The organism is Gordonia sp. NPDC003504 (assembly GCF_053587995.1).
Genome location: NZ_JBSFPC010000006.1, coordinates 37027 through 59305 on the forward strand (window position 1 = coordinate 37027; position 22279 = coordinate 59305).

Consider the following 22279-nt stretch of genomic DNA (forward strand, 5'->3'; position numbering starts at 1 on the left):
TTCCGTAGGCCGGTCGCGGTACGTCGGGCTCGGAACGTCGGGCTCGGAACGTCGGGCTCGGAACGCCGGGCTCAGTACGCCGACGAGTGGTCGCTGTGGAAGTGGTACAGCTTGCGTGCCGAGCCGTAGCGGGTGTACGTCTTCGGGTCGTCATCCTTGAAGCCGGCGGCCTTGAGCAGACCGGCGAGCTCCTCGAGATGCTCGGCCTCCATCGGCTTGGCGATGCAGTCCGCGCCCAGGCCTTCGACGGTGCCGCGCACGTACATCCGGGTCTCGTAGATCGAATCTCCCAGTCCGGCACCGGCGTTGCCGCGCACGACCATCCGGCCGGCCTGCGCCATGAATGCACTGTTGTGGCCGACGTTTCCGCCGACGACGATGTCGACGCCCTTCATCGAGATGCCGCAGCGTGCGGCCGCGTCGCCCTCGATGACGAGCAGTCCGCCGTGCGCGGTGGCACCGGCCGACTGCGAGGCGTTGCCCTTGACGACGACCGTGCCGCTCATCATGTTCTCGGCGACACCGGTGCCGGCGTTACCGTTGATGACGATCTCGGCCTGCTGGTTCATGCCGGCCGCGTAGTAGCCGACATGGCCGTTGACGGTGATTTTGACGGGGGCGTTGACACCGGCTGCCACGCTGTGTGCGCCGGCCGGGTTGTTGATCTCGAACTCTCCCGAGATCTCTTTGTGCAGAGTCGAATTGACCTCACGCAGCGCGGTGGTGGCCAGGTCGAAGACCTGCGTGTCGGTGTTCAGCGTGTCCATGCGTACACGACCTCCGGTTCCGGTTCCCAGATTCGAGCGTTCTCGACGCCCGGCAGGTCTGCCAGGGCGCGGTATTCACTGGCCATGGCTACCCAGTCGTCGGTCTCGGCGATGACGGCGGGCTTGCAGGCGATGGCGTCGCGCACCACCGCGAACGAGTCGCGGTTGGAGACGACCAGGGTGTAGAAGCCGTCGAAGGTGGCGCACACCTCTTTGAGGGCGGTCTCGACGTCCTTGCCCTGCGCGAGCTGGTGTGCGACGAATCGGGCGCCGACCTCGGTGTCGTTCTCGCTGTCGAATTCGACTCCGGCGGCGCGGAGTTCGCGACGGATGGTCGCGTGGTTGGAGAACGATCCGTTGTGCACCAGGCACTGTTCGGGTCCGACGGCGTAGGGGTGGGCGCCGGCGGGGGTGACGGCCGACTCGGTGGCCATGCGGGTGTGTCCGACACCCTGCCAACCCCGGGCCGAGGCGAGATCCCAGCGCGTGGTCAGATCTCGGGGTGCGCCAACGCCTTTCAGCACGGTGAGGTCGGAACCGAAGCCGGCGACGAGGGCTTCCGGGTAGGCGGCGCGGGCGGCGGCCAAGAGCTCTTCGGACTGCAGTTCGGCGCTGATCACCAGGGTGTTGTCGACGTGGCGGGCCGAGACCGGGCTGCCCAGCGACTCGCTCAGTGCCGCAGCGGCATCGGCGGCGTCGACATCGAGATCGAGCAGGCTGACGCAGCCGTGGCCGGCCGGTGCCCAGTCGTTGTTGCCGTAGACGGCGATACCGGCCGAATCGGCTCCGCGGTCCTGCATTTCGCCGAGCATGGTGGCGAGCAGCTCGCCGAGTCGGGGATACAGATCCGGGTTGCGCAGATGCAACCCGACGATTCCGCACATGGTGTGGTCCTTTCTGGTGGGTGATGACGGTGGTGGGGAGGCGAGGTCAGAACGCGGTGAGGTATTGATCGATCTCCCAGGGGGAGACCGCCGAATGCCAGGCGAAGAACTCCTCGCGCTTGAGCTTGCTGAAGTAGGTTGAGACGCTGAGCTTGTCGGCAGGCCACTCCTCGGGCATGGCGGCGTCGAGCGACGCGGTCACGACGGGATCGGCTTCGAGTGCCTCGACCGCGTGCAGGAGGGTCAGGGGAAGCGGACTCATGTGATCGGGTCCGGAGCCCAGCGCGCCCGGGTCGAGGCTCCGCTTGATCCCGTCGAGTCCGGCGCCGAGGGCCGAGGCGATCGCGAGGTACGGATTGGCCGAACCGTCGCCGCCGCGCAACTCGACCCGCTGGTCGTCGGGGATGCGGATGTAGTGGGTACGGTCATTGCCGCCGTAGGTCGGGACGCGAGGTGCCCACGATGCTCCCGATCGGGTGGCGGTCGCGCCGGTTCGCTTGTAGGAGTTGACCGTCGGGGCCATCACCGATTGCAGCGCGGAGGCGTGCTCGAGGACTCCGGCGACGAAGCCGTAGGCGGTATCGGAGATTCCGAGGCCGCGCTCGTCGTCGAACTCCGTCGGGAAGACCGGCCGGCCGTTGGCGGTCAGCGACAGATGCAGGTGCAAGCCGGAACCGGTGCGTTCGGCGAACGGCTTGGGCATGAACGTGGCGACCATCCCGCTTTCGGCGGCGATGACCGACAGCAGGTAGCGCAGCGTGATGACGCGGTCGGCGGTGGTCAGGGCGTCGGAGTAGGCGAAGTTCTGCTCGAACTGTCCGTTGCCGTCCTCGTGGTCGTTGGCGTAGTTGCCCCAGCCGAGTTGGTTCATCGCGGTGGACACCGCGGTGAGATGTTCGTACATCCGGGTGAGGCCGCGCACGTCGTAGCAGGGCTGATCGGAGTCGTCGGCGTCGTCGGCGGTGACCAGCGAGCCGTCGGCGGCACGCTTGAGCAGGAAGTACTCGACCTCGGCGCCGACCCACGGCTCGAAGCCGGCGTCGTCGGCCTGCGCGATCAGGGCCTTGAGGATGTTGCGCGGCGCGAACGGCCACGGCTTGCCCTCGACGTGCGGGTCGCAGTGGACGAGCGCGAGGCCTTCCTTGATGAACGGGATCGGCAGGAATGAGCTCGGATCCGGAACGGCGATCAGGTCCGGATCGCGCGGCTCCTGACCGATGGCGCCGACCGCGTAGCCCGCGAATCCCACTCCGTCGGTGGCCAGTTCGTCGATGGCCTCGACCGGCACCAGCTTGGCGCAGGGCTTGCCGCGCAGGTCGACGAACATCGCGAGGATGAACTTGGTTCCGCTGGCCTGGCAGAGGGCGGCGAGATCGTGGTTGGTATCAGTCATTGCGATGCTCCGGTCGGGTGGGGTGTTACCAGAATGTCTACTCGGATGAACTTTTGTCTACTTGTAGTAGACCTCCGGTTTGTTGCGATCGTGTTTCGCGGTTGTGAGAGGCGGGTATCGGGGCGGACAAGGGACGCCGAGCACTGCGCGAATGCCCCAACGCGTAGGGGATGGACACGAAGGGGCGAGCATGAGAAATCGTTGTCTGCCGGAGCGCGCCGGCCACGGGCGCCGGAATAGGCAGTGCGACAGCTGACCCCAGTATTCAGCTGCCCGGCGTCGAGGACGGCGTCGCCAGTGCGCGGTGCTCGCACCACGTGCATTCGCCGGCTACATCGGAACCAATGATCCGCAGCCGGCACGCAAGATGGACGAGAGGTTCGCGACGCCACCGCCCGACTGGTGCAACACCTCGGTCGGTTACGCAGCCGTCGGAGCCCGGAATGCTCTCGGCACAAGAGGTCTCGAGACTCGTCACCAGCGCTCCTCGCACCTCAGACCAGTGGAAAGGATGGCCTCGACCAGCGGGAAGGAAGCGCTCCCCGCACCCCGACCGGCGGGATGCGAGGAGCGCTGTCCGTGATTATCAGGCGCGGGAGTCGGCGAGGTCGTCGTCGACCGATTCGGCGAGCTTCTTCTCGACCGATCGTGACGCCTGGACGGTTGACATGCCCGACAGTCCACCGTGTCCGACGCTGGCCGCGGGGATCTCGTAGGCGGATTCGGCGTGGATGGTCGAGTCCAGGCCCTGCGTCTCGGTCTCCGGGTCGACGCGCAGACCGATCGTCTTGTCGAGAGCCTTGGCAATCAGCCAGGTCATCACGAAGGAGAAGCTGCAGGTGATGACGATGCCGGCGAGCTCACGCCAGACGATGTCCGCGTCGCCGCCGAACAGGATGCCGGTGATGCCGGCCGGGGCGCTGCCCGCGGCGAACAACACGATGCACACGGTGCCGACGATGCCGCCGATGCCGTGCACGACGAAGGCGTCCAGGCTGTCATCGACCTTGAACTTCGGCTTGAAACTGAGGAAGAACGCGACCACACCGGCGGCGATGAGACCGACGAGGAGGGCTCCGATCGGTGTCATCGTGTTGGCCGACGGGGTGATACCGACGAGCCCGGCAATGGCACCGGTGATGGAACCCAGACCGGTCACGTGACCTTCCCGCCACTTCTCGATGGCCCAGAAGCCGAGCATTCCGGCGCCGCCCGCGAGCAGGGTGTTGAGGACGACGTACTGGGTCAGAAAGTTCGCACCACCCGCGCAGCTGCCGTTGAACCCGAACCAGCCGAACCAGAGCAGACCACCGCCGAGCAGGACCAACGGAACATTGTGGGGGCGTTCGGCGCGACGACGTCGCGCTCCCAGGACCATGGCCAGAGCGAGCGCCGCCACTCCGGAGTTCATATGCACCGCGGTGCCGCCCGCGAAATCGTGGATGTGGATCTTGTTCAGCAGGAAGCCACCGGCGCCCGCGTCGGAGTCCGCGGCGAACACCCAGTGCGCCACCGGGAAGTACACCAGGGTCAGCCAGATCGGGACGAACACCAGCCAGGCACTGAACTTCATTCGGCCGGCGGCACCACTGGCGACGATGGCCACGGTGATCGCGGCGAACATGATGAACCAGGCCGCGATGTAGAGCACCTGGATGCCGCCAGAGCCATCGTCGGTGAGGTGATTGCCCAGACCGATGTAGTCGGCGGGGTTGCCGATGATTCCCCATCCCTTCACCGACGGCCCGGACACCAGGCCGTAACCGTAGAGGACGTAGATGACGCAGGTGATGCCGAGGGTCGCGAACACCATCGACATCATGTTGAGGACGTTGCGTCCGCCCAGCATGCCGCCGTAGTAGAGCCCGAGTCCGGGGATCATCAGGACTAGAAATGCGAATGCGGCGAGCATCCAGGCGAGATCCGCGTGCGCGGCGAGGACATCCATGACTTTCCTTGCAGTAGAAGTGGTACGCAGTTGCGCTGATGGGTGGTTTACCCGCGTAGGTAGGCGACGACGTCGTCGCGGTAGTCCAGAAATCCCTTGTAGGCGGCGATGTCGTCGTCGAGGTTCTCGATGACCGTGGCCAGCTGTGTGGCCCACTCCGGGATGCGCCGGACGTCGGCGAGCGACGCCATGAACGTGCGGATGTTGAAGGTCACCGCGCCGGAGGTGGGCAGCCGCACGAAGTGTTCGAGTTCGATGCGCAGGCGGGCGCGGGAGTAGTCGCCGTCGGCGACCATCTGCGGGATATCACGACCCCACGCCGGCAGCTTTTCGAGACTGACGTCGAGAAGGTGTGAATCCGATGCCGACAACGTCCAGTTGACGCGCCGATACACCTGGTCGGCGGGGAGTCGGCGGAGGAATTGCTCGGCACGCGCGACGATGCCCTTGCGGATCAGACCCGGTACCGGAGCGTGGATCTCATCCATGTCCATGCCGACGTCGAAGGCCACCGACCAGGCGGCGGCGAAGGTGACAATGCCCGCGTCGAAGTACAGTCGGCCGTCGCGTTCGACGATCAGCAGCAGATCGTCGGGTACCTCACGGGCCAGAAACTCCATCGGGTGATATGGCAGCGTCGTGAGGTCGCCGAGCACGAACTCCTGATCGGTGCCCAGAAGGTCGTTACGCCAATGGAATCGGCGGCCGGGCAGCTCCTCGAGGTGCATCACGCCCGGGTGGACGGCCGCGAGGTCGCGCAGGTAGTAGAGCAGCAGATCCCAGCACGCCACATCCATGCCCGGGCGGATGCGCACCCGGGACGGGTCGTCGTCGAGAATCCGCCGACGCTCGGTCATGTACGTGAGGTATTCCGCCCCGCCGAGATCCACCAGGTTGCGGCCCCACTCGCCGCCGCGGGTGCGTCGTGGAACGCGTGCGGGTTCGACGTTGACGGTGTAGGAGAACTCCTCGAGTTCGTCGGGGAAGGGCCACGGGATGTTGGCGAGATGATCGACGGGTTGGGACAGATAATGTTGCGCCGCCGGGGTCAGCTCTTTGGCGGTGCGGGCGGGTGTCGTCAGTGTCATAGGTCCACCTCGAGATCGCAGTCGGTCGTGGTGTCGGTGGTGGGAACGGCGCGCGACACACAGCTCATCATCGCGTCGCCGCAGGCCTTCTCCTCGTCGGTGAGGACGAAGTCGCGGTGCAGGATCGGTCCGGAGCGGACCGTGATGCGGCACTCGCCGCACACGCCCTGCCGGCACAGATTGGGGACGGCCACGTCGTGTTCGAGCAGCCTCTCCAGCAGTGAGACACCCGACGGAACGTCGATCCGCTCGCCGGTGGAGGCCACACGCACGGAGAACGGGTCGCCGGGATCCTGTTCAGGTGCGGTGAATCGCTCCAGATGCACGCGGGCCGCGGGCCATCCGGCCTCGGTGGCGAGGAGTTGATAGGTCTCCAGCAGGGCCGCCGGACCGCAGGCGTAGGCGTGGGTGCCCAGGGGCTGCACGGCAAGTCGTGCACGCAGGGTGGCGATCGTCTCCTCGACGCCGGTCGCCTCGTGGAGGGTGATCGCCTCGTGTGCGGCCAGTGTGCGCAGGTCCTCGAGGTGGGCGGCCGCGCCCGGCCGATACGAGTAGATGATCTCGGCGCCGACGCCGGTGATCGCCGCATCGCGGGCGATGGCCCGTGCGTGCGACAGGATCGGGGTGATCCCGATGCCGCCGGCCACCAATAGGGCGTGACGCTGATCGAGGATCGGTGCGAACATCGCACGGGGACCTTCGATCTCGACGATGTCACCCTCGGAGATGGTGTCGTGCAACCAGTCCGAGCCACCGCCGGCTCCTCGTCGGAGCACCGAGATGCCGTAGTCGGTGGGATAGAGTCCGTCGTCGACGAGAGAGTAGGCGTTGCGGTGTCCGTCTCCGGTGGAGACGATGACGTGACTTCCCGGCTGGAACGGCGTCAGCATCGGCGAGACCGCGCCGGTCGACGGATCGTCGGTCGGCACGAACCGGAAGTGCGTGATATCCGCTGTCAGCGAGCGTTTCTCGATGACACGCATCGGACGGACATCGGTGCGATAGCCAGGATGCCGATGCCCGCTGAGCAGTTCGGCGGACGGGCCGGGCTCGTCGATGATGGTCATGACAGTTCCCGGGCTTCGGCGGCGGAGGCCAGAAAGCTTCCGCGGGAGGAGGAATGATGCTCGTGGATCTCGACCGTGGTTCCGCAACCCGGGCAGGTGACGACCTGGCCGGGACGACCCTCGACGCGCGCCGTGGTGGTGCAGTGGGCGCAGTACATCGGCAGATCGTCGGTGTGGGTGACGAAGGCGGTGAGTTCGTCGGCGATCGCACCGGCCCCGCGGGCGATGGCCAGAGCCGTCATCACGTCGAACTGCCCACCGGTCACCATGATCCGGGTTCCGGTGACAGCCTGCCCCAACGCCTGCCGAAGGGTGTCGGCGTCGGCGGTGTCGGTGAGGGAATCGAGCACGAGCATGCGGGTCGGGCCGACCTCGGATGCCTGGTTGATCCAGGTGCGGGCCACGTGCGACGCGTGATCGTCGTGTCCGACGGCGACGATCAGGAACTCCGCGGCATCGGTGTCGACGGCGGGCGGTGTGGCGGGCCAGTCCGGCAGACCCTGGGCGGCGGGGACGGTCGGCTCGGCGGTGCGCAGCCATGCCGCGGCACGCTCCCGGTACTTGATGATGCCCTTGTAATCGGCCATGTCGTCCGGCAATTCGGCGATCACCTCGGCGGCGCGACGCCGCCACGGTTCGATGGTGGCGAGATCCTCCAGGGCAAGCATGTAGGTGCGGATCAGGAACATCAGCGCACCCGAATCGGGTAGCCGGATGAGGTGCTGAACCTCCACCCGCAGGTGGACGAGCTTGCCGAACTCGGCGTCATCGACGTGCTGGATGCGTTCGCGATCCGGGCCCCACTCGGGATAGATCTCGGTGGACACGTCGAGTCGGCGTCCGATGGTCAACGTCCAGTTGGTACGACGGTACGGTTCGTGCGGCTGGAGTCGCTTGAGGAATTCGTGGGCGCGGGTGACGACGCCGAGCTTCTTCACCCGCGGCACCGGGCCGTGGATCTCCAGGAAGCTCATCCCGACGTCGAAGCCGAAGCTCCAGTCGGCGGCGAAGGTGATCACGCCGGCGTCGACGAACAGCTGTCCGTCGCGCTGGTCGAGCAGCGCGATGTCTTCCTGCACCTGGGAGGCGATGTAGCGCAACGGTTCGTCCGGCAGGGTGACGGGGTCGCCGTAGGTGAAGTCGAGGTCGATGCCGAGCAGATCGTTGCACCAGTGCCACGTGTCGGGACCGGTGGCGTCCAGATGCATCTCGGCCGGGTAGGCCGTCGACAGCTCCCGCATCAACGTCAGCATCGCGTCCCAGGCGGCGGGCACCATATGCGGCAGGATCGCGTGACGAGTCGGATCGGAGGCGAGAACCTCAGCGCGCGAACGGAGTTCGTGGTGGTACTCGGAGTCGATGTCGACGAGGGTGGCGCCCCACTGACCGGCCGGGGTGGTGGTCGGCGCACCGGCGGGTTCCACATTGGTGCTGTAGCGGTAGCGGTCCTCGGGAAAGGGAAAGGGGAACCCGGCGATGAGTTCCGCGGTGGCGGCTGAGGGTGTCACGAGTTCGGTGGTCACAGGGGGATCTCCAGGATGGCGCCGGCATCGGCACGGGAGACGCATGGCATCACGCAGTCTCCCGCGGTCTTCTCCTCGTCGGTGAGGTACAGGTCGCGGTGGATCGGGGTGCCGCCGGACAGCGGGATGCGGCATTCGCCGCACACACCCTGACGGCATCGATTGGGAACGGCCACACCGGCGTTCTCGATCGCGGTGAGCATGCTGGTGCCGGACGGCACATCGACGGTGGTGTCGCTGCCCGACAGGTGCACGCGGAACGGGTCACCGGCATCGAGGGCGTCGATACCGAAGCGCTCGAAGTGGATTCGCGAGTCGGGCCAGCCGGCCGCGGTGGCCGCGTCGACGACGGCGTCGATCATCGGGCCCGGGCCGCAGACGTAGAGGTGGGTGCCGATCGGCTGATCGCGGAGAACCTCGTCAAGTCGGGTGATGAAAGTGTCTCGGGCGGTGAAGAGTTCGCAGGTATCGTCGGTCAGCGCGGTGATGTCGTCGAGGTGGGCGGCATTGTCGGCGCGGTGGGTGTAGAGCACCTGGGTGGTGCGATGCCACCGCCGGGCGGCCCGCAGGTGCGACACCATCGGGGTGACGCCGATACCGCCGGCGATCAGCAGATGTTTGGCGGCGCGGGCGATCGGCGCGAAGGCGTTGCGCGGCAGATGAACCGCGATGTCATCGCCCTCGGTGAGGACGTCGTGCATCCAGCGTGATCCGCCGTTGCCGTCGGCGACCCGCAGTACCGAGATGGCGTATTCGGTGGGTGCGGTGCCGTCGGAGACGAGGCTGTAGGCGTTGGCGTGCTCGCCGGCCTGCACCACCAGATGGCTGCCGGGGACAAAGCCCGGCAGCGTCGCGCCCTCCGAGGCGGCGAAGGTGAACGTCCGAATGTCACTCGCGGACTGCGTGATCGAGGTGACGGTCAGCGTCATGGTGCCGTCGTCTGCCATGCGGGACGGGCTGTCCACGGCAGGTTCTGCGGCGGTGGTCATACCGGTAGCTCCTGGGAGGTCGGTGTGGTGGGGTCCGGAATCGATTCGGCGTCGGCCATGAAACCGAGGAAGGCACCCTTACGCCGGGACACGTGGTAGTAGACGAGGAGTTCTCGGCCACATCCGGCGCAGTCGACGAGGTCATCCATTCCGGCGTCGGCGGTGGTGACGGTGCGGCAGTGGGAGCAGAACACGTCGATCGGCCCGGATCCGACCACGTCGACACTGATCTCGTCGTCCTCGAGTCCCGCCGCCACCGCCGCGGCACGCACCTTGAGGCACGCGCCGACCGGTCCGGCGATGAGCACCCGCACCCCGACGGTTGCGGTCGCCAGCGCCTGCTGCAGGCGCTCGGCGGCGTCTGCGGCATCCTCGGCTCGGATCCGGCTGATCGATGTCCGGGCAGGCAACGCCGGAACCCGGCGATCCTGCGCGTCGTGGGCGGCATCGCCCACTCCCACGAGCACGTAGGACGTGCCGGTGACGGTCGGCCCCGTGGTCGTCGCCCGCTGCGGGTCATCCGGGGCGGGCCGCGCCCACACCGGCAGGCTGGTGAACGGGAGTTGCGCGGCGGTGCCGGCGGAGAGCTCGGAGGTCATGGTTCAGAGCAGGGTGGAGTCGCGGTGTCCGGCGTAGAAGGCCAGCGCGTAGCTCGGGGTGGAGAAGTAGATCTTGGAGCCCTTGGGGAAGAAGATGGCGTCCTTGGCCTTGGCGACGGTCTTCTGACCGGTTTCCTTGTTCTCCAGCAGGAACTCACCCTCGAGCACGACCTTCATCTCGTCGTACTTGTATTCGTAGTAGAGGGGGGCGTCGGTGTGGCGCAGTTCGAAGTAGCCCGAGCACATCTCGCTGCCGTCGGGATTCTCGTACACGTCGCCGATGAAGCCCTCGGTACCGGGGTAGTCTGCGTCGGGCATCTTCGGCAGGTTCGTCCAGGCGTCGCTGGTGACCCGGAAGGCCAGTGCACTCGTGGCGTCGACGGTCATGGGTGTTCTCCTTTTCATCGGTCTGCGACCCGGTTTGGATCACTAGAGGAAACTTGTTGCCTGTTAGTAGACCCGCGGACTGTTACGCAAGCATTACCGCGGTGTTGATTCATACGAAACATGTTTCCTGAGGTGAGATCTGCACCTCTTTCCGGTGCTCGGCTTGTCGCCCAGGGTCTTCCCAGAAACCTGACCTACCGTGGACATATGAGTGTCCTGGCCGCGCCGCCCGAGGCGGAACCCCGTCACGACGACGCCAGGCCGTCGCGGTTGTGGGGTGCCGTCGTCGTCGCGGTGGTGGCGCTCGCCCTCGCGGGGGCCGTCTACTGGGTGGCGGTGTGGACGTCGTGGGGACAGATCGTCGACCAGTACGTCCTCGACGCGGTGCGGCGGTTGTCGGCGGTGGCGCACGTGCCCTATCCGGTGACGGTGGCCGTGGTGACCGACGTCCGGGTGTGGTTCGCCGCTGCCGTGCTGGTGATCGTCGGCTCGTCGCTACCGACGCTCACCGGGCGGGTGCGCTGGGGCCGGTCGATCGCGACAACCGCGACGCTTCTGCTCTTTCCCCTGCTCATCGCCGTGATCGCACGCGTGTTGCGCGACGTCGTGCTGATCCGCCCACAATTGCATGACTGGATCCTCGAGACGTCGAACTCCGCACCCAGCGGCCACGCCGCCGCGGTGACCTCGTGTGTGGTCGTGTTGATCGCTGCGTCACCGAAGTGGCTGCGGCCGTTCGTGATCGCGCTCGGCGGAACGTGGGCGTCGGTGATCACCTTCGGCCTGATCGCCGACGGCTGGCATCGTCCCAGCGACATCGTCATCTCGGTGCTCATCGTGATCGGGCTCGGTGCCCTGCTGCCCGATCCGTACGCGGCGACTCCCGCGCCGCGCGGTGCGATCGCGTTGCGCGCGCTGGCGTGGGTGTTCACCGTCATCAGCAGCGCGATCCTGGTCGGGACCTCCTACCCGGAGCCGCGGCAGATCATGACGGCGGTGGGGATCGCCGCGGTGATCGGGCTGGCTCTCGGCACCTACCGGCCGCTGACCGTCGGCCGCCGATAGCCGGGGGAAGACCGGATCATTCTTCGCCATTGACCAATGGCACGGTAGGTGGTGTCATTGTGGCATGACTGTCACTCCCACGTCCCGAGTGGACATCGGTCCCGACGAGGTCTCCGCCCGGCTCCTGGACTCGGCCGCGCGGTTGTCACGCAACGCGATGACCGAAATCGACTGGTCGGAGCCGATGGACCCCACCAAGTACGGCTGCAGCCCGGAATGGTCCACGCTCTACGGCACGCCCTACTGGGACGAATTGAGCGAGGACCAACGCGTCACGCTCACCCGCCACGAGTTCGCGTCCATCATGTCCATCGGCATCTGGTTCGAGATGATGCTGCAGGCCGTGGTGATCCGCGATCAGTACCTCGGCGACTATCACACGCCCGAGTTCCAGTTCGCACTCACCGAGATCGCCGACGAGTGCCGACATTCGATCATGTTCGCCAGGGCGAGCGAGAAGATGGTCGGAACGTCCTACAAACCGCATCCACGCTTGGGTAGGTTCGGGAAACTGTTCATGGCGACGGTGTCCGACGAGGTCGCCTACACCGGAATCCTGGTGGCCGAGGAGATCCTGGACGTGTTCCAGCGGGGCTGCATGCGCGACGAACGCGTGCTGCCGTTCATCCGCACGGTCAACGAGATCCATGTGCTCGAGGAGTCACGGCACATGAAGTTCGCGCGTGAACAGGTGCGCGCGGCGATGCGAGACGTCGGTCCGGTCCGCCGACGGTGGAGCGCCTTCTACATCGCGCTGTCCGCGTCGTACATCTTCACCAGTCTCGTTCGGCCGCAGGCCTACAAGGATGCCGGCCTCGACCATCACCGGGCGATCGCCGAGATGCGGCGCAATCATCACTTCCAGTCGATGGTGCGCACAGGGTGTGCCCACCTGATGGAGTTCCTCGACGAGGTGGGGCTGCTCACCCCCGCGGCGGCGAAGATCTACCGCAAGGTGCACATGTTGTGAGCTCGCCTGTCACCGGTGCACTGCCGGTCCAGGGCCCGATCAGGGATGGGCGGCGATCGGATGCCGCGGCTCGTAGAGTCCGACCGTCCCACCGCCGGGCAGCGGGATGCCGGTGAGCAACCCCCACCCCTGATCGCTGACCGGACCGCAGGTGATGCCCTGACCGGCGAGATCGGCGATCGTGGCCTCGACGTCGTCGCACATCAGATAGAGCTCGTGGGCGGCCGACTCGGCGGGATGCACCGCGACCTCGGCCGGTGGCAGCGCGAAGATCAGCCATCCGCCGCCGGCGTCGACGTGAGACCAGCCGAGGACGTCACGCAGGAACGCGCGATCGGCCTCGGCGTCGGTGCTGGAGATGACGACGTGGGCGCCGGTGATCATCACCCCAGGTTATGTCGGCGTGCTGTGCAACGGAGCATTCTTCAATTCGCGCAACGCCGTTCGCAGTCCGCGCCGCTTTCCGGTGTCCGGATCGACACCGAAGTGCAGTTTCATCCCGTCGAGTACGGCGAAACGCAACTCCGACGCGGTTTCCGGGGCATCGTCGGACGTCGCCTTCAGCAATGCATTGGGCAGGGCGAGTTTGAGGATCGTGCGGAACGACTGGCCGTACTGATGCAGCAGACTTCCGGTGGTGTAGGGCAGGTCGTACTTGTCGCACAGTTCCCGCACCCGCACACCGATCTCCTCGTACCGATTGCTCGGCAGATCCGGAAACAGGTGATGCTCGATCTGATGACTGAGGTTGCCGCTCATGAACCGCATCATGGTGCCGGCCCGAAAGTTGGCCGATCCCAACATCTGTCGTAGATACCAGCGCGGCTGATCCTCTTCCTCGTACTCGGCGACGGTGAACTTCTCGGCGCCGTCGGGGAAGTGACCACAGAAGATCACCATGTACGACCAGTAGTTGCGGATGATGTTGGCGGTGAAGTTCGCGGTGATCGTGGTACGCCAGTTCGGCCCGGACAGTGCGGGGAAGATCAGGTAGTCCTTGGCCGCCTGCTTGCCGACCTTGCGTCCGATGATGCGCAGGTCCTTGGCCGCCTGCCGCCAGCTCTTCTCCTTGCTGCGGAGCTTCTCCGTCTCCAGATGATGCAGTGCGACACCGTATTCGAAGAAGGTACCGAGGGTCAGGTTGTAGACCGGGTTGCCGATGTTCCACCATTCCCACGGTTGATCGCGGGTGACGCGCAGGATGCCGTAGCCCACGTCGTCGTCCATGCCGACCACGTTGGTGTACTTGTGGTGCACGAAGTTGTGCGAGTGTTTCCACTGCACGCTCGGGCAGGTGGTGTCCCATTCCCACGACGACGAGTGGATCTCGGGGTCGTTCATCCAATCCCATTGGCCGTGCATGACGTTGTGGCCGAGTTCCATGTTCTCGACGATCTTGGCGACGCCGAGCATCGCGGTGCCCAGCAGCCAGGCCGGTTTCCGGTTGCTGAACAGCAGGGCGACACGCCCGCCGGCGGCGAGGGATCGTTGAATGGTGATGATGCGCTTGATGTATCGTGCGTCGGCATCTCCGCGGGACTCCTCGATGTCGCGGCGGATGGCGTCGAGTTCGGCGCCGAGTGCTTCCACGTCGGCCTCGGTGAGGTGGGCGTATTCGTCGATGTCGGTGATCGCCATGTGACTCCTCGGGTCTGGTTCGGTGGACGATGAGGCGCGACGGCCGTGGGCTGGACCGTCACCTCGGTGAGGTCTACAGGTCGAGGGTGCACTCACCCGACACAGAGCTGACGCAGGTCTGCACGCGCTCCCCTTCGCGGCGTTCCTCGCCGTTGCGCAGGTCGCGGGCATAGCCTTGCACCAGCGGTACCACGCAGGTCTGGCAGATGCCCATCCGGCAACCGAACGGCATCTGGATCCCCAGGTTCTCCCCCGCTACCAGAAGGGTTGTGGCGCCGTCGATCTCGGCAGTCTTGCCGGACTTCGAGAAGGTGACGGTGCCACCTTCGCCGCCGACGTCGGTGCGGGCAATGGCGAATCGTTCGACGTGCAGTTGCTTGCGCAGTCCGGCGTCCTCGTAGGTGGATTCGACGTCGTCGAGGAAGGCCACCGGGCCGCACGCCCAGCAGGTCCGTTCCCGCCAGTCGGGAACCTGGGCGTCGAGGTCGGCGAGCGAGAACTTGCCATCCTCGCGGGTGAGTTGGAGTTGGAGTTCGTAGGTGGGCACCTGCTCGTGCAGATCGGTGAGTTCGTCGAGGAAGATCACCTCGTCGCGGGTGGGTGCGGAGTGGATGTGCACGGTGTCGGGGCTTTGGCTGTGGGCGCGCATCGCGCGCAACATGCCCATCACCGGGGTGATGCCGCTGCCTGCGGTGAGGAACAGGATCGAGTCGGGCACCGGGTCCGGAAGGTGGAAGTCACCCTTCGGAGCTGCCAGCCGGATGACGGTGCCGGGTGCGACGCCGTCGACGAGGTGGGTGGACAAGAAGCCGTCGGGGTTGGCCTTGACCGTGATGGAGATGGTGTTGTCGGTGTTGGTCCCGAACGAGGTCAGCGAGTACGAGCGCCAGTGCCAGCGGCCGTCGACCTCCAGTCCGATACCGACATACTGCCCGGCCTTGTAGTCGGCGGGGAAACCCCAGCCCGTCTTGATGGTGACGGTGGCCGAGACGTCGGTTTCCTTGCGGACGTCGACGATGCGCCCCCGCAGCTCACGCGCCGACCACAGCGGGTTGATCAGGTGCAGATAGTCGTCCGGCAGCAGCGGCGTGGTGGCGCGTGCCACCAGCCCCCGCACGATGTTGACCTGCGGTTTCTTGGCACTGACATCTGCCGCGGGCCGCTTGCTCCAGCGGAGAAGGTTCATCGGGCTCCCCTCGGCGTGGCTTGTGTGCACGACTGTACACCCACGTGGTGGGCATCACAGTTCTGTTTCCAGGGCCTGCCGAGTGCTCGTGCGGTGTGTGTTTGGTGGCGGCTGAGTTCAGCTCTCGATGTGGACGCGCAGGACATGCGCTGCCCAGGGGGCGAGCATGACGAAGATGTTCTGATCGGGATCGGCGGGACGGTCGAATGACTCTTCGTGGATCGGGTCGACCAGTGTGGCCGCGGTCCCGGCGAGATCGGGCCACGCGGTGTGCACACGACCCACTCCGGGTGCGTCGTCGAGGTTCACCACGAACAGCCGGCGGGTGCCCGGTCCGGTCCACGACCAGGCGGCCAACCCCGGACCGGGGGGATCGTCGGGCCAGCCCAGAACCTGCAGCGCGGTGAAATCTCCTGTGTGCAGCGTTGTTTCGGACAGGATCATGAGAAGTCGCCGGTAGAACTCCCGGAGTTCGGTGTCGGGGGTGTGGTCGGGTTCGCGGCGTAGCTGGACGGGCAGGCGGATGGTGCGGCCGTCGGCCTGACCGTCGTAGACCAGGCGCGCGCCGGGTTGGGTGAGCGCGGTGATCGCCGCGGTCCGGTGACGTTGGCCGAATACCGCCTGCGCTCGGGGTTCGTCGTGATTCTCGATGAAGTGCACCTTGCCGTCACGGTCGGACGCGTCGGCGATCATTCGGGGAATGTCACGCGGGTGGTGTTCGAGGGCGTCGGTGAACGCCTTGTCATAGCACTGGTCGAAGCCCTGCTCGCGAAGTAATCCCTCTGTGCCCCAATATGCTTCGGCGATGAACCGAAACTCCGGATGGTCGGCACGGATGGTGGGGATGAGCTCGGCCCAATACTCGGTGGCGGGGGCCTCGCCTGCCCGGCCCGACCACGTCCGCGCGAAGATGTCGGTGCACATCAGCATGGCCATGTCGCAGCGCACGCCGTCGCACTGATCGGCGACACGGCGCAGGATGTCGATGGCTCCGTGCCGCGCAGCGGGGTGAAAGGCATTGATCTGCACCACGTCTCGCCACGGCGCGAAGTAGGGATCGCGGCCGTTGGCCAGCACGTGGGTGCCGACGCGGACAAATTTTGTCGGATGTGCGTCGATGTCGGCATCGGTTCCGGCGATGAAGCGTTCCGGGTGATCGACGGTCCAGTGATGGTCGGTGGCGAGGTGGTTGGGGACGAAGTCCAGGAGCAGCGCGATGCCCCTGTCGGCGAGGGCTCGGCGGGCGGCGGCGAGACCGTCGGGGCCACCGAGGTGGGCGTCGACGGTGTAATCCCGGATGCAGTAGGGAGATCCGACGACGTCGGCGTCGGTGAGGTCGGGCAGGGCGGCGCGGAAGGACTGCATGAGCGGTTCGTCGGCGAGGGCGATCGCAACACCCGCCGGACTGCGCTGCCACACTCCCATGAACCACACGACGTCGACCGGCCCGGCAGCGAGGGAATCCCAGACGGTTTCCGGCACGGTGGCGAGGGTGACCGGCCGGCCCAGTGTCGCGGCCAGTCCGGTCAGCCACGGCCAGGTGTTGATCTCGAAGATCACCGGGTTGTCGGGGATGGGCACGTGCGGGGGCATGCGAGTCAGCGTGCCAGATGCTGAGGTGAATACGCTGGCCGTGTGGTGGACATCAAATGGCGGTACTGGCAGATTCTGGATCGGGACGACGAGTCGGTGCACTGGCTGGCGATCTCCCGCCCGGATGCCCGTCCACGGATCGACCGGATCAAGTTGTGGACACTCCTGCCGGATTCTGCAGTGCTGGTGGCGAATTGGTTCGTGTCCGAGGATCATCAACGCGCCGCGGACGACCGGACCTGGGTACACGACAGCATCACCGGCTGGGACTTCTGCGAAGCCGCCGCCGACGTGCAACAGCCGTCGCCGGCGGACCTGTCCCGAATCGGGCGACCCGAGTCGGTCCTGACGGTCGACCAGATCGACCGGATCCCGCTGGCCAAGGTGATCGGGAAGCGGGAGGCCGAGCGGGTGTGGGACGCGCGGCGGGCGTGAACTCCGCCGGTCAACGCGACCCACCCCGCCTGACGAATCGGTCCATCCGACGAAGCACCCCATCCGCCGGTCGCCTCGTGCGAGCTTGCGGCGTGTCCGCCGGCCGAGCTTGTCGAGGTCGAGGCATCGCAACCGCAGTCATCGAGTCCGCATTCGCACGCCAGGTGCGTGCCGGGCAGGCCCTGGATCTCGGCGAACGGCCCGACCCCCTGCTGACCGCGGCGCGACCCCCTGCTGACCGCGGCGACGCGGATCCCGAGCACAGATGCGGGCGTTGACCACCTTCGCGGTGCGGGCCGCGAGGTGCTGTCGGGTGGCGGAGGTCTCCCTCAACGGGAGCGGCGCGGCGGGCCGCTCAGGTTGTCACGTCGGTGAGTTTCCAGCGTGTGGCGGCGGCCTGGTGTTCGGCGAAGCGAGCGAAAAGCCTACCGGCGGCGAGGAGTTCGGTGGGGGTACCGTCTTCGATGATGCGGCCGCGGTCGAGGACGACCACCCGGTCGGCGTGGCGGATTCCGGCTTGTCGGTGGGCGACGATCACGCGCGTGCGGGGACGGTCCTCCGCCGACAGTGCGTCGACGACGGCTCGTTCGTTCTCGTTGTCGAGTGCGCTTGTGGCCTCGTCGATGAGCAGGACCGGCGCCGGCTTCAGCAACGCACGAGCGATGCTGATGCGTTGACGCTCACCGCCCGAGAGCACCGAACCACCCTCCCCCACTGCCGATTCCGCACCGTCGGGTAGGCGTCCGATGATCTCGTCAACCCGTGCGAGTCGCGCCGCGGCGTCCACCGCGTTGCCATCCGCGGTGGGATCGCCGGCGTTGATGTTCGCCGAGATACTGCCCTCGATCAGATAGGGGCGTTGGAAGACCACGCTGGAGAGTGCCTGACGCGCATCTTGATCGAGGTCGGCGGCGTCGACGTCGTCGAACAGGATGCGGCCTGAGGTCGGCTGATACAGGCCGGCGATCAGGCCGAGGATCGTCGACTTACCGGAACCGGACGGTCCGACGATGGCCGTCGTGGAGCCGGGTTCGATCATTAGGTCGAGGTTGTCGATGACCGGCTGCTCGGGGTCGCCGTAGTGAAAACCGACGCCCTCGAGGGTGATTCGTGGTGCGGTGCTCGGTGTCGGATGGCTCTGTGCGCCCTCGGCGTTGGTCGGGGCGTCGAGGACCGTGCGGATCCGGTTCAGGGTGAGCCGGATCGTCTCCAGTCCGCCGGCGAGTTCGCCGAGCGCGGTGAACGGTTCGAGGTATCGCACCGCGACGACGATGAGCGCGACCGCCTCGGCCGCCGACAACGTTCTGTTCACGGTCAGCCATGCGGCGGTTCCGGCCAACGCGAACAGTGACACCTGCGCGGCGATGCTGAACAGCACCTGCCCGGGAATCTGCATGAGCAACAAGCGCAGGGTGGCGCCGTGCTGCTCGGCGACGGCGGCACCGGCCAGACCGCGAGCCGGATCGGCACGACGGGCGGCACGCAATGCGGTTTGGGTGCGGGCGAATTCGACGACCCGCTCGGTCACCGCGACATTCGCCGCGTCGGCCGCCCGGTCGGCGCGGCGACTGATCGCCTCACTACCCCACAGCGCCGCCAACAGCAGCGGCACACCGGCCAGCGCCACCAGACCCAGCTGCCAGGCGATCGGCAGCAGGGCGAGCCCGATGACGATCGGCAGCAGGATCACCCCGATGAGCGGCACCACCATGTAGACGACCACACCGACCAGGTCGGGGCCGGTGGCGGCGATGGCCTGCCGGGCGTCGGCGGTGCGGTCGGCACTGAACCAGGTCAGCTGCGTGCGCGAGAGCCGATGCGCGACGGTGCGTTGCCCGCGGTCGAGCAGGGTGAAGCCGAGGTCGTAGGACACCCGGGATCCGGCCCAGTCGATGACCCATCCGAGGATCGTCGCCACCGTCAACGCCCCTACCCAGGCCAGGGCGGCGCCGTGGCGGCCGTCGATCAGTGCGGTCACCAGTGGCACCAGGATCACCACACCGACCGCACGCACGATCACCGACAGAATCGTCAGCAGCGTGAAAAGTCGCACCCGCGAACGTGACCCCGGTGGAAGCAGCAAGATGACGGTGCGGATCATCGGATTGCCCCTGCCTGTGATGACGCGTCGACGAGCGCTCGGTAGCGGCCCGCCGATCCCATCAGTTCGTCGTGGGTACCGGACTCGGCGATGCGACCACCGTCGAGGACGACGATGCGGTCGGCGTCGGAGATGGTGTGCAGCCGGTGGGCGATGACGAGCACGGTGCGTCCGACGGCGAGCCTGCTCAATGATTGCTGCACGAGGTACTCCGACTCGGGGTCGGCGAAGGCGGTGGCCTCGTCGAGGATGAGGACCGGCGGGTCGGCGAGCAACGCGCGGGCGATGGTAAGTCGTTGACGTTCACCACCGGACAGTGCGGCGTCCGGTCCGAGCAGAGTGTCATATCCGTTGGGCATGGCGCGGATGCGGTCGTCGATGTTGGCGGCGCGCGCGGCCCGTTCGATCTGTTCGCGGGTCGCGTCGGGTTCGGCGAGTGCGATGTTCTCGGCGACGGTGCCGGCCACCAGCTGGGTGTCCTGGAAGACGAACCCCAGCAGGCGGTACAGCTCGTCGGCGTCCATCGTCCGGATGTCGCGCCCACCGATCGTGATGGTGCCGTCGTCGATGTCGTGGAACCTCGCGAGCAGCGCGGCGAGTGTCGATTTGCCGGACCCGGACGGGCCGACCAGCGCCGTCACCGTGCCCGGCGCGAGGGTGAGGGAGATGTCGGTGAGGACCGGGATGCCGGGGCGATAGGAGAAGTCGACACCGTCGAAGACGACGTCGTGATCGGCGGCGGACTCTGCCGTCGGTGGGATCTGATCGAGCGTGGCGAGCTCGGGCTCGTCGAGCGCGTTCTGGATGTCGCGGGCGGCGATCACGCCGCTGCGCAGCCCGGCGACACCGTAGCTGATGCCGAGTAGGCGCGCCCCGAAGGTGGTGCCCAGCAACAGGAATGGGATGAGGTCAATCGGGGTGATCCAGCCCCAGATGACGAATCCGGTTCCGACGGCGGCGATGAGCCACAGGAAGGTGGTGGGACGGGTGATGAGGTCCATCACCGTCTTGGCCTTGATGAATGGACGCTGCCAGTCCTCCAGGAATTCGATGTAGGCGTTGAGCTGCTCGGTGAACCGTGAGGCCATCACGCCACCGAACACCCGGATCACCGGCTGCGCCTCCAGGTAGGACGAGGCCTCACCGTTCATCCGTTCCACCCAGGTCTGCGAGACCGGGATCTTGGCGGCGGACTGGATGACCATGCGGTACAGCGTGATCAGGTATCCCAGCACCGGGATCAGCAGGATCAGGGCCAGTCCCCAGTCCACGGTGAACAGGTACACGAGCACCGCGATCGGGGCGACGACCGCGGACACCGCGTCGATGACGGCATGGGTCACCAGGTAATGCAGTGAGAGCGTGTTGTCGGCGACGAGGCTCTTGATTGAGCCCGCGGTGCGGGAGGTGAACCAGCCCAGCGGAATTCGGGCGAGTTTGGTCAGAAGACTCTGTCGCAGATCATGATTGAACCTAGCATCGACCGTGTGGAGCCAGAACAGCAACGCCGTCTCCAGGAGCACCCCCACCCCCAGCAGGCTCAACGCGAGCAGGCCGATGAACCACAGTTGTGAGGTGTCGGCGCCCGTCAGCAACCGCCGGGCGAGTTCGACGAGCAGCACGTACGGGGCGAGCTGCACCAGGGTGACGATCAGCTGCAGCACGCCGGCCAGCATCAGCGTGGGCCGCAGTGGCGCGAGGAGTCGGCCGGCTGCCGCCGCACGCCACTGACCCTGCTGTGCCGCCGGTTGCGCAGCCGCGGGCTCCGATGCAGGTCGCTCCGCGACGGCCTCGGCCGACGCCCGCGGTGCGCCGTCCGCTGCGACCACCGGCGTCACGCCGACGTCGCCGCCGACGGACTCAGCATTGGTGTCGGGGCCCTGTTGTTCCGGACCGCGGTCGGTGCCCATCGCCTTGCCGCGGGCCCAGTAGGCCTGCGCGTGGATCTCGGACCGGGGAAAGCCGAATTCCTTGAGGCGCTTTCGGATCTCCTTCAGCGAGGCCGATTCCGGTCCGGCCCACACGTACCAGTTGGACCAGTCACGATTCTCCAGTGACGTGGCGAGTGAGGTGGCGTCGGCACGACCGACCCACCGCAGGCGCAGCCGCGGATGGGTGACGATGGCGAGGTCGCGGTCGGCCGGGTCGTGTTGTTCGAGGTAGGCCTCGATGGGGATGTCGTCGGGGACCGCGGCGATGATCGAGTTGATCGCCGGGACGGATGCGGAATCGCCGATGAGCAGATATCCGGCGGGCCGGTTCTTCTCGGGCACCTCGAACGGGGTGGAACTCATGTACATCACCGACAACGTCTGCCCGGACTCGGCCTGCCGGGCCCACTGCGCCGCCGGACCGGACGGCTCGTGCAGGACGAAGTCGATCGCGAAGGTCCCGGCGTCGGCGTCGGCCTCGGAGAAGGTGTAGCCGCGCTGATGCTCGCGTCCCTGGCCGTCGGGGAACCAGCCGCGGACCCACGACGTCGGGCCGGCGAGCGCCTCGTCGAAGAGGGTGTCGGAGGTGAATCGGACCCGAATGCAGTGCGAGGTTCGTTGTTCGGTTCCGGTCACCGTGACGAGATGGTCGCGCGCACCGAACGCGCGCATGACCGCTCCGCCGAACCCACGTGACATGACGCCCCCATCTTCG

At 66.8% G+C, this 22279-nt stretch carries 19 protein-coding genes; 3 read left to right on the forward strand and 16 right to left on the reverse strand.

The features are described 5' to 3' along the window. Positions 1–71: 71 nt before the first annotated feature. From ACWDPV_RS13090 to ACWDPV_RS13135, 10 genes are all read right to left on the reverse strand, one after another. Positions 72–767: a GltB/FmdC/FwdC-like GXGXG domain-containing protein gene (locus ACWDPV_RS13090; protein ID WP_449743311.1), complete on the reverse strand. Its 696-nt coding sequence runs from the start codon at positions 765–767 to the stop codon at positions 72–74. Continuing rightward, the gene (locus ACWDPV_RS13095; RefSeq protein ID WP_449743312.1) at positions 755–1651 is read right to left on the reverse strand and encodes a glutamine amidotransferase; all 897 of its coding nucleotides are present in this window, start codon (positions 1649–1651) and stop codon (positions 755–757) included. Before ACWDPV_RS13095 ends, ACWDPV_RS13090 begins: the two co-directional genes overlap by 13 nt. Positions 1652–1697: 46 nt before the next feature. Beyond that, positions 1698–3044, reverse strand: coding sequence for a type III glutamate--ammonia ligase (gene glnT / locus ACWDPV_RS13100; protein ID WP_449743313.1), 1347 nt, complete (start codon positions 3042–3044; stop codon positions 1698–1700). Between the two features lie 586 nt (positions 3045–3630). After that, positions 3631–4992: an ammonium transporter gene (locus ACWDPV_RS13105; protein WP_449743314.1), complete on the reverse strand. Its 1362-nt coding sequence runs from the start codon at positions 4990–4992 to the stop codon at positions 3631–3633. A 47-nt stretch (positions 4993–5039) separates the two neighbouring features. Continuing rightward, positions 5040–6080 carry a heme-dependent oxidative N-demethylase family protein gene (locus ACWDPV_RS13110; protein WP_449743315.1) on the reverse strand — a complete coding sequence of 347 codons (1041 nt, stop codon included), beginning with the start codon at positions 6078–6080 and terminating at the stop codon, positions 5040–5042. After that, positions 6077–7147: a PDR/VanB family oxidoreductase gene (locus tag ACWDPV_RS13115; protein WP_449743316.1), complete on the reverse strand. Its 1071-nt coding sequence runs from the start codon at positions 7145–7147 to the stop codon at positions 6077–6079. The genes ACWDPV_RS13110 and ACWDPV_RS13115 overlap by 4 nt, the downstream gene beginning before the upstream one ends. After that, entirely contained in the window at positions 7144–8670 is a 1527-nt protein-coding gene (locus tag ACWDPV_RS13120; protein WP_449743317.1) for a heme-dependent oxidative N-demethylase subunit alpha family protein, read from the reverse strand. The genes ACWDPV_RS13115 and ACWDPV_RS13120 overlap by 4 nt, the downstream gene beginning before the upstream one ends. Further along, positions 8667–9659, reverse strand: coding sequence for a PDR/VanB family oxidoreductase (locus ACWDPV_RS13125; RefSeq protein ID WP_449743318.1), 993 nt, complete (start codon positions 9657–9659; stop codon positions 8667–8669). The genes ACWDPV_RS13120 and ACWDPV_RS13125 overlap by 4 nt, the downstream gene beginning before the upstream one ends. Further along, positions 9656–10258, reverse strand: coding sequence for a dimethylamine monooxygenase subunit DmmA family protein (locus ACWDPV_RS13130; protein WP_449743319.1), 603 nt, complete (start codon positions 10256–10258; stop codon positions 9656–9658). Before ACWDPV_RS13130 ends, ACWDPV_RS13125 begins: the two co-directional genes overlap by 4 nt. A 3-nt stretch (positions 10259–10261) precedes the next feature. Next, positions 10262–10645 (reverse strand): ethanolamine utilization protein, encoded by a 384-nt coding sequence (locus ACWDPV_RS13135; RefSeq protein WP_449743320.1) that lies wholly within the window; start codon positions 10643–10645, stop codon positions 10262–10264. 207 nt (positions 10646–10852) lie between these two features. Between ACWDPV_RS13135 and ACWDPV_RS13140 the strand changes: the two genes are divergently transcribed. Both ACWDPV_RS13140 and ACWDPV_RS13145 read left to right on the forward strand, forming a co-directional pair. Then, complete coding sequence (locus tag ACWDPV_RS13140; protein WP_449743321.1) at positions 10853–11710, forward strand: phosphatase PAP2 family protein; 858 nt, start codon at positions 10853–10855, stop codon at positions 11708–11710. Positions 11711–11774: 64 nt separating this feature from the next. Continuing rightward, complete coding sequence (locus ACWDPV_RS13145; protein WP_449743322.1) at positions 11775–12680, forward strand: AurF N-oxygenase family protein; 906 nt, start codon at positions 11775–11777, stop codon at positions 12678–12680. A gap of 39 nt (positions 12681–12719) precedes the next feature. Here the strand turns inward: ACWDPV_RS13145 and ACWDPV_RS13150 are convergent, their stop codons facing one another. From ACWDPV_RS13150 to ACWDPV_RS13165, 4 genes are all read right to left on the reverse strand, one after another. After that, positions 12720–13064 (reverse strand): VOC family protein, encoded by a 345-nt coding sequence (locus ACWDPV_RS13150; RefSeq protein ID WP_449743323.1) that lies wholly within the window; start codon positions 13062–13064, stop codon positions 12720–12722. 9 nt (positions 13065–13073) lie between these two features. Beyond that, complete coding sequence (locus ACWDPV_RS13155) at positions 13074–14318, reverse strand: fatty acid desaturase family protein (protein ID WP_449743324.1); 1245 nt, start codon at positions 14316–14318, stop codon at positions 13074–13076. Positions 14319–14391: 73 nt separating this feature from the next. After that, the gene (locus ACWDPV_RS13160; protein WP_449743325.1) at positions 14392–15504 is read right to left on the reverse strand and encodes a ferredoxin reductase; all 1113 of its coding nucleotides are present in this window, start codon (positions 15502–15504) and stop codon (positions 14392–14394) included. 117 nt (positions 15505–15621) lie between these two features. Continuing rightward, a complete protein-coding gene (locus ACWDPV_RS13165) occupies positions 15622–17097 on the reverse strand; it encodes an alpha-amylase family glycosyl hydrolase (protein WP_449743326.1) in 1476 nt (491 codons plus the stop codon). Between the two features lie 42 nt (positions 17098–17139). On the opposite strand from ACWDPV_RS13165, the gene ACWDPV_RS13170 reads away from it, so the two are divergent. Next, positions 17140–17532, forward strand: a complete 393-nt coding sequence (locus ACWDPV_RS13170; protein ID WP_449743327.1) for a hypothetical protein — start codon at positions 17140–17142, stop codon at positions 17530–17532. 355 nt (positions 17533–17887) lie between these two features. Here ACWDPV_RS13170 and ACWDPV_RS13175 read toward each other — a convergent pair whose 3' ends face one another. Next, positions 17888–19633: an ABC transporter ATP-binding protein gene (locus ACWDPV_RS13175; RefSeq protein WP_449743328.1), complete on the reverse strand. Its 1746-nt coding sequence runs from the start codon at positions 19631–19633 to the stop codon at positions 17888–17890. Then, on the reverse strand, positions 19630–22263 hold the full coding sequence (locus ACWDPV_RS13180; RefSeq protein ID WP_449743329.1) for an ABC transporter ATP-binding protein/permease: 2634 nt from the start codon (positions 22261–22263) through the stop codon (positions 19630–19632). The genes ACWDPV_RS13175 and ACWDPV_RS13180 overlap by 4 nt, the downstream gene beginning before the upstream one ends. Between the last annotated feature and the right edge of the window lie 16 nt (positions 22264–22279).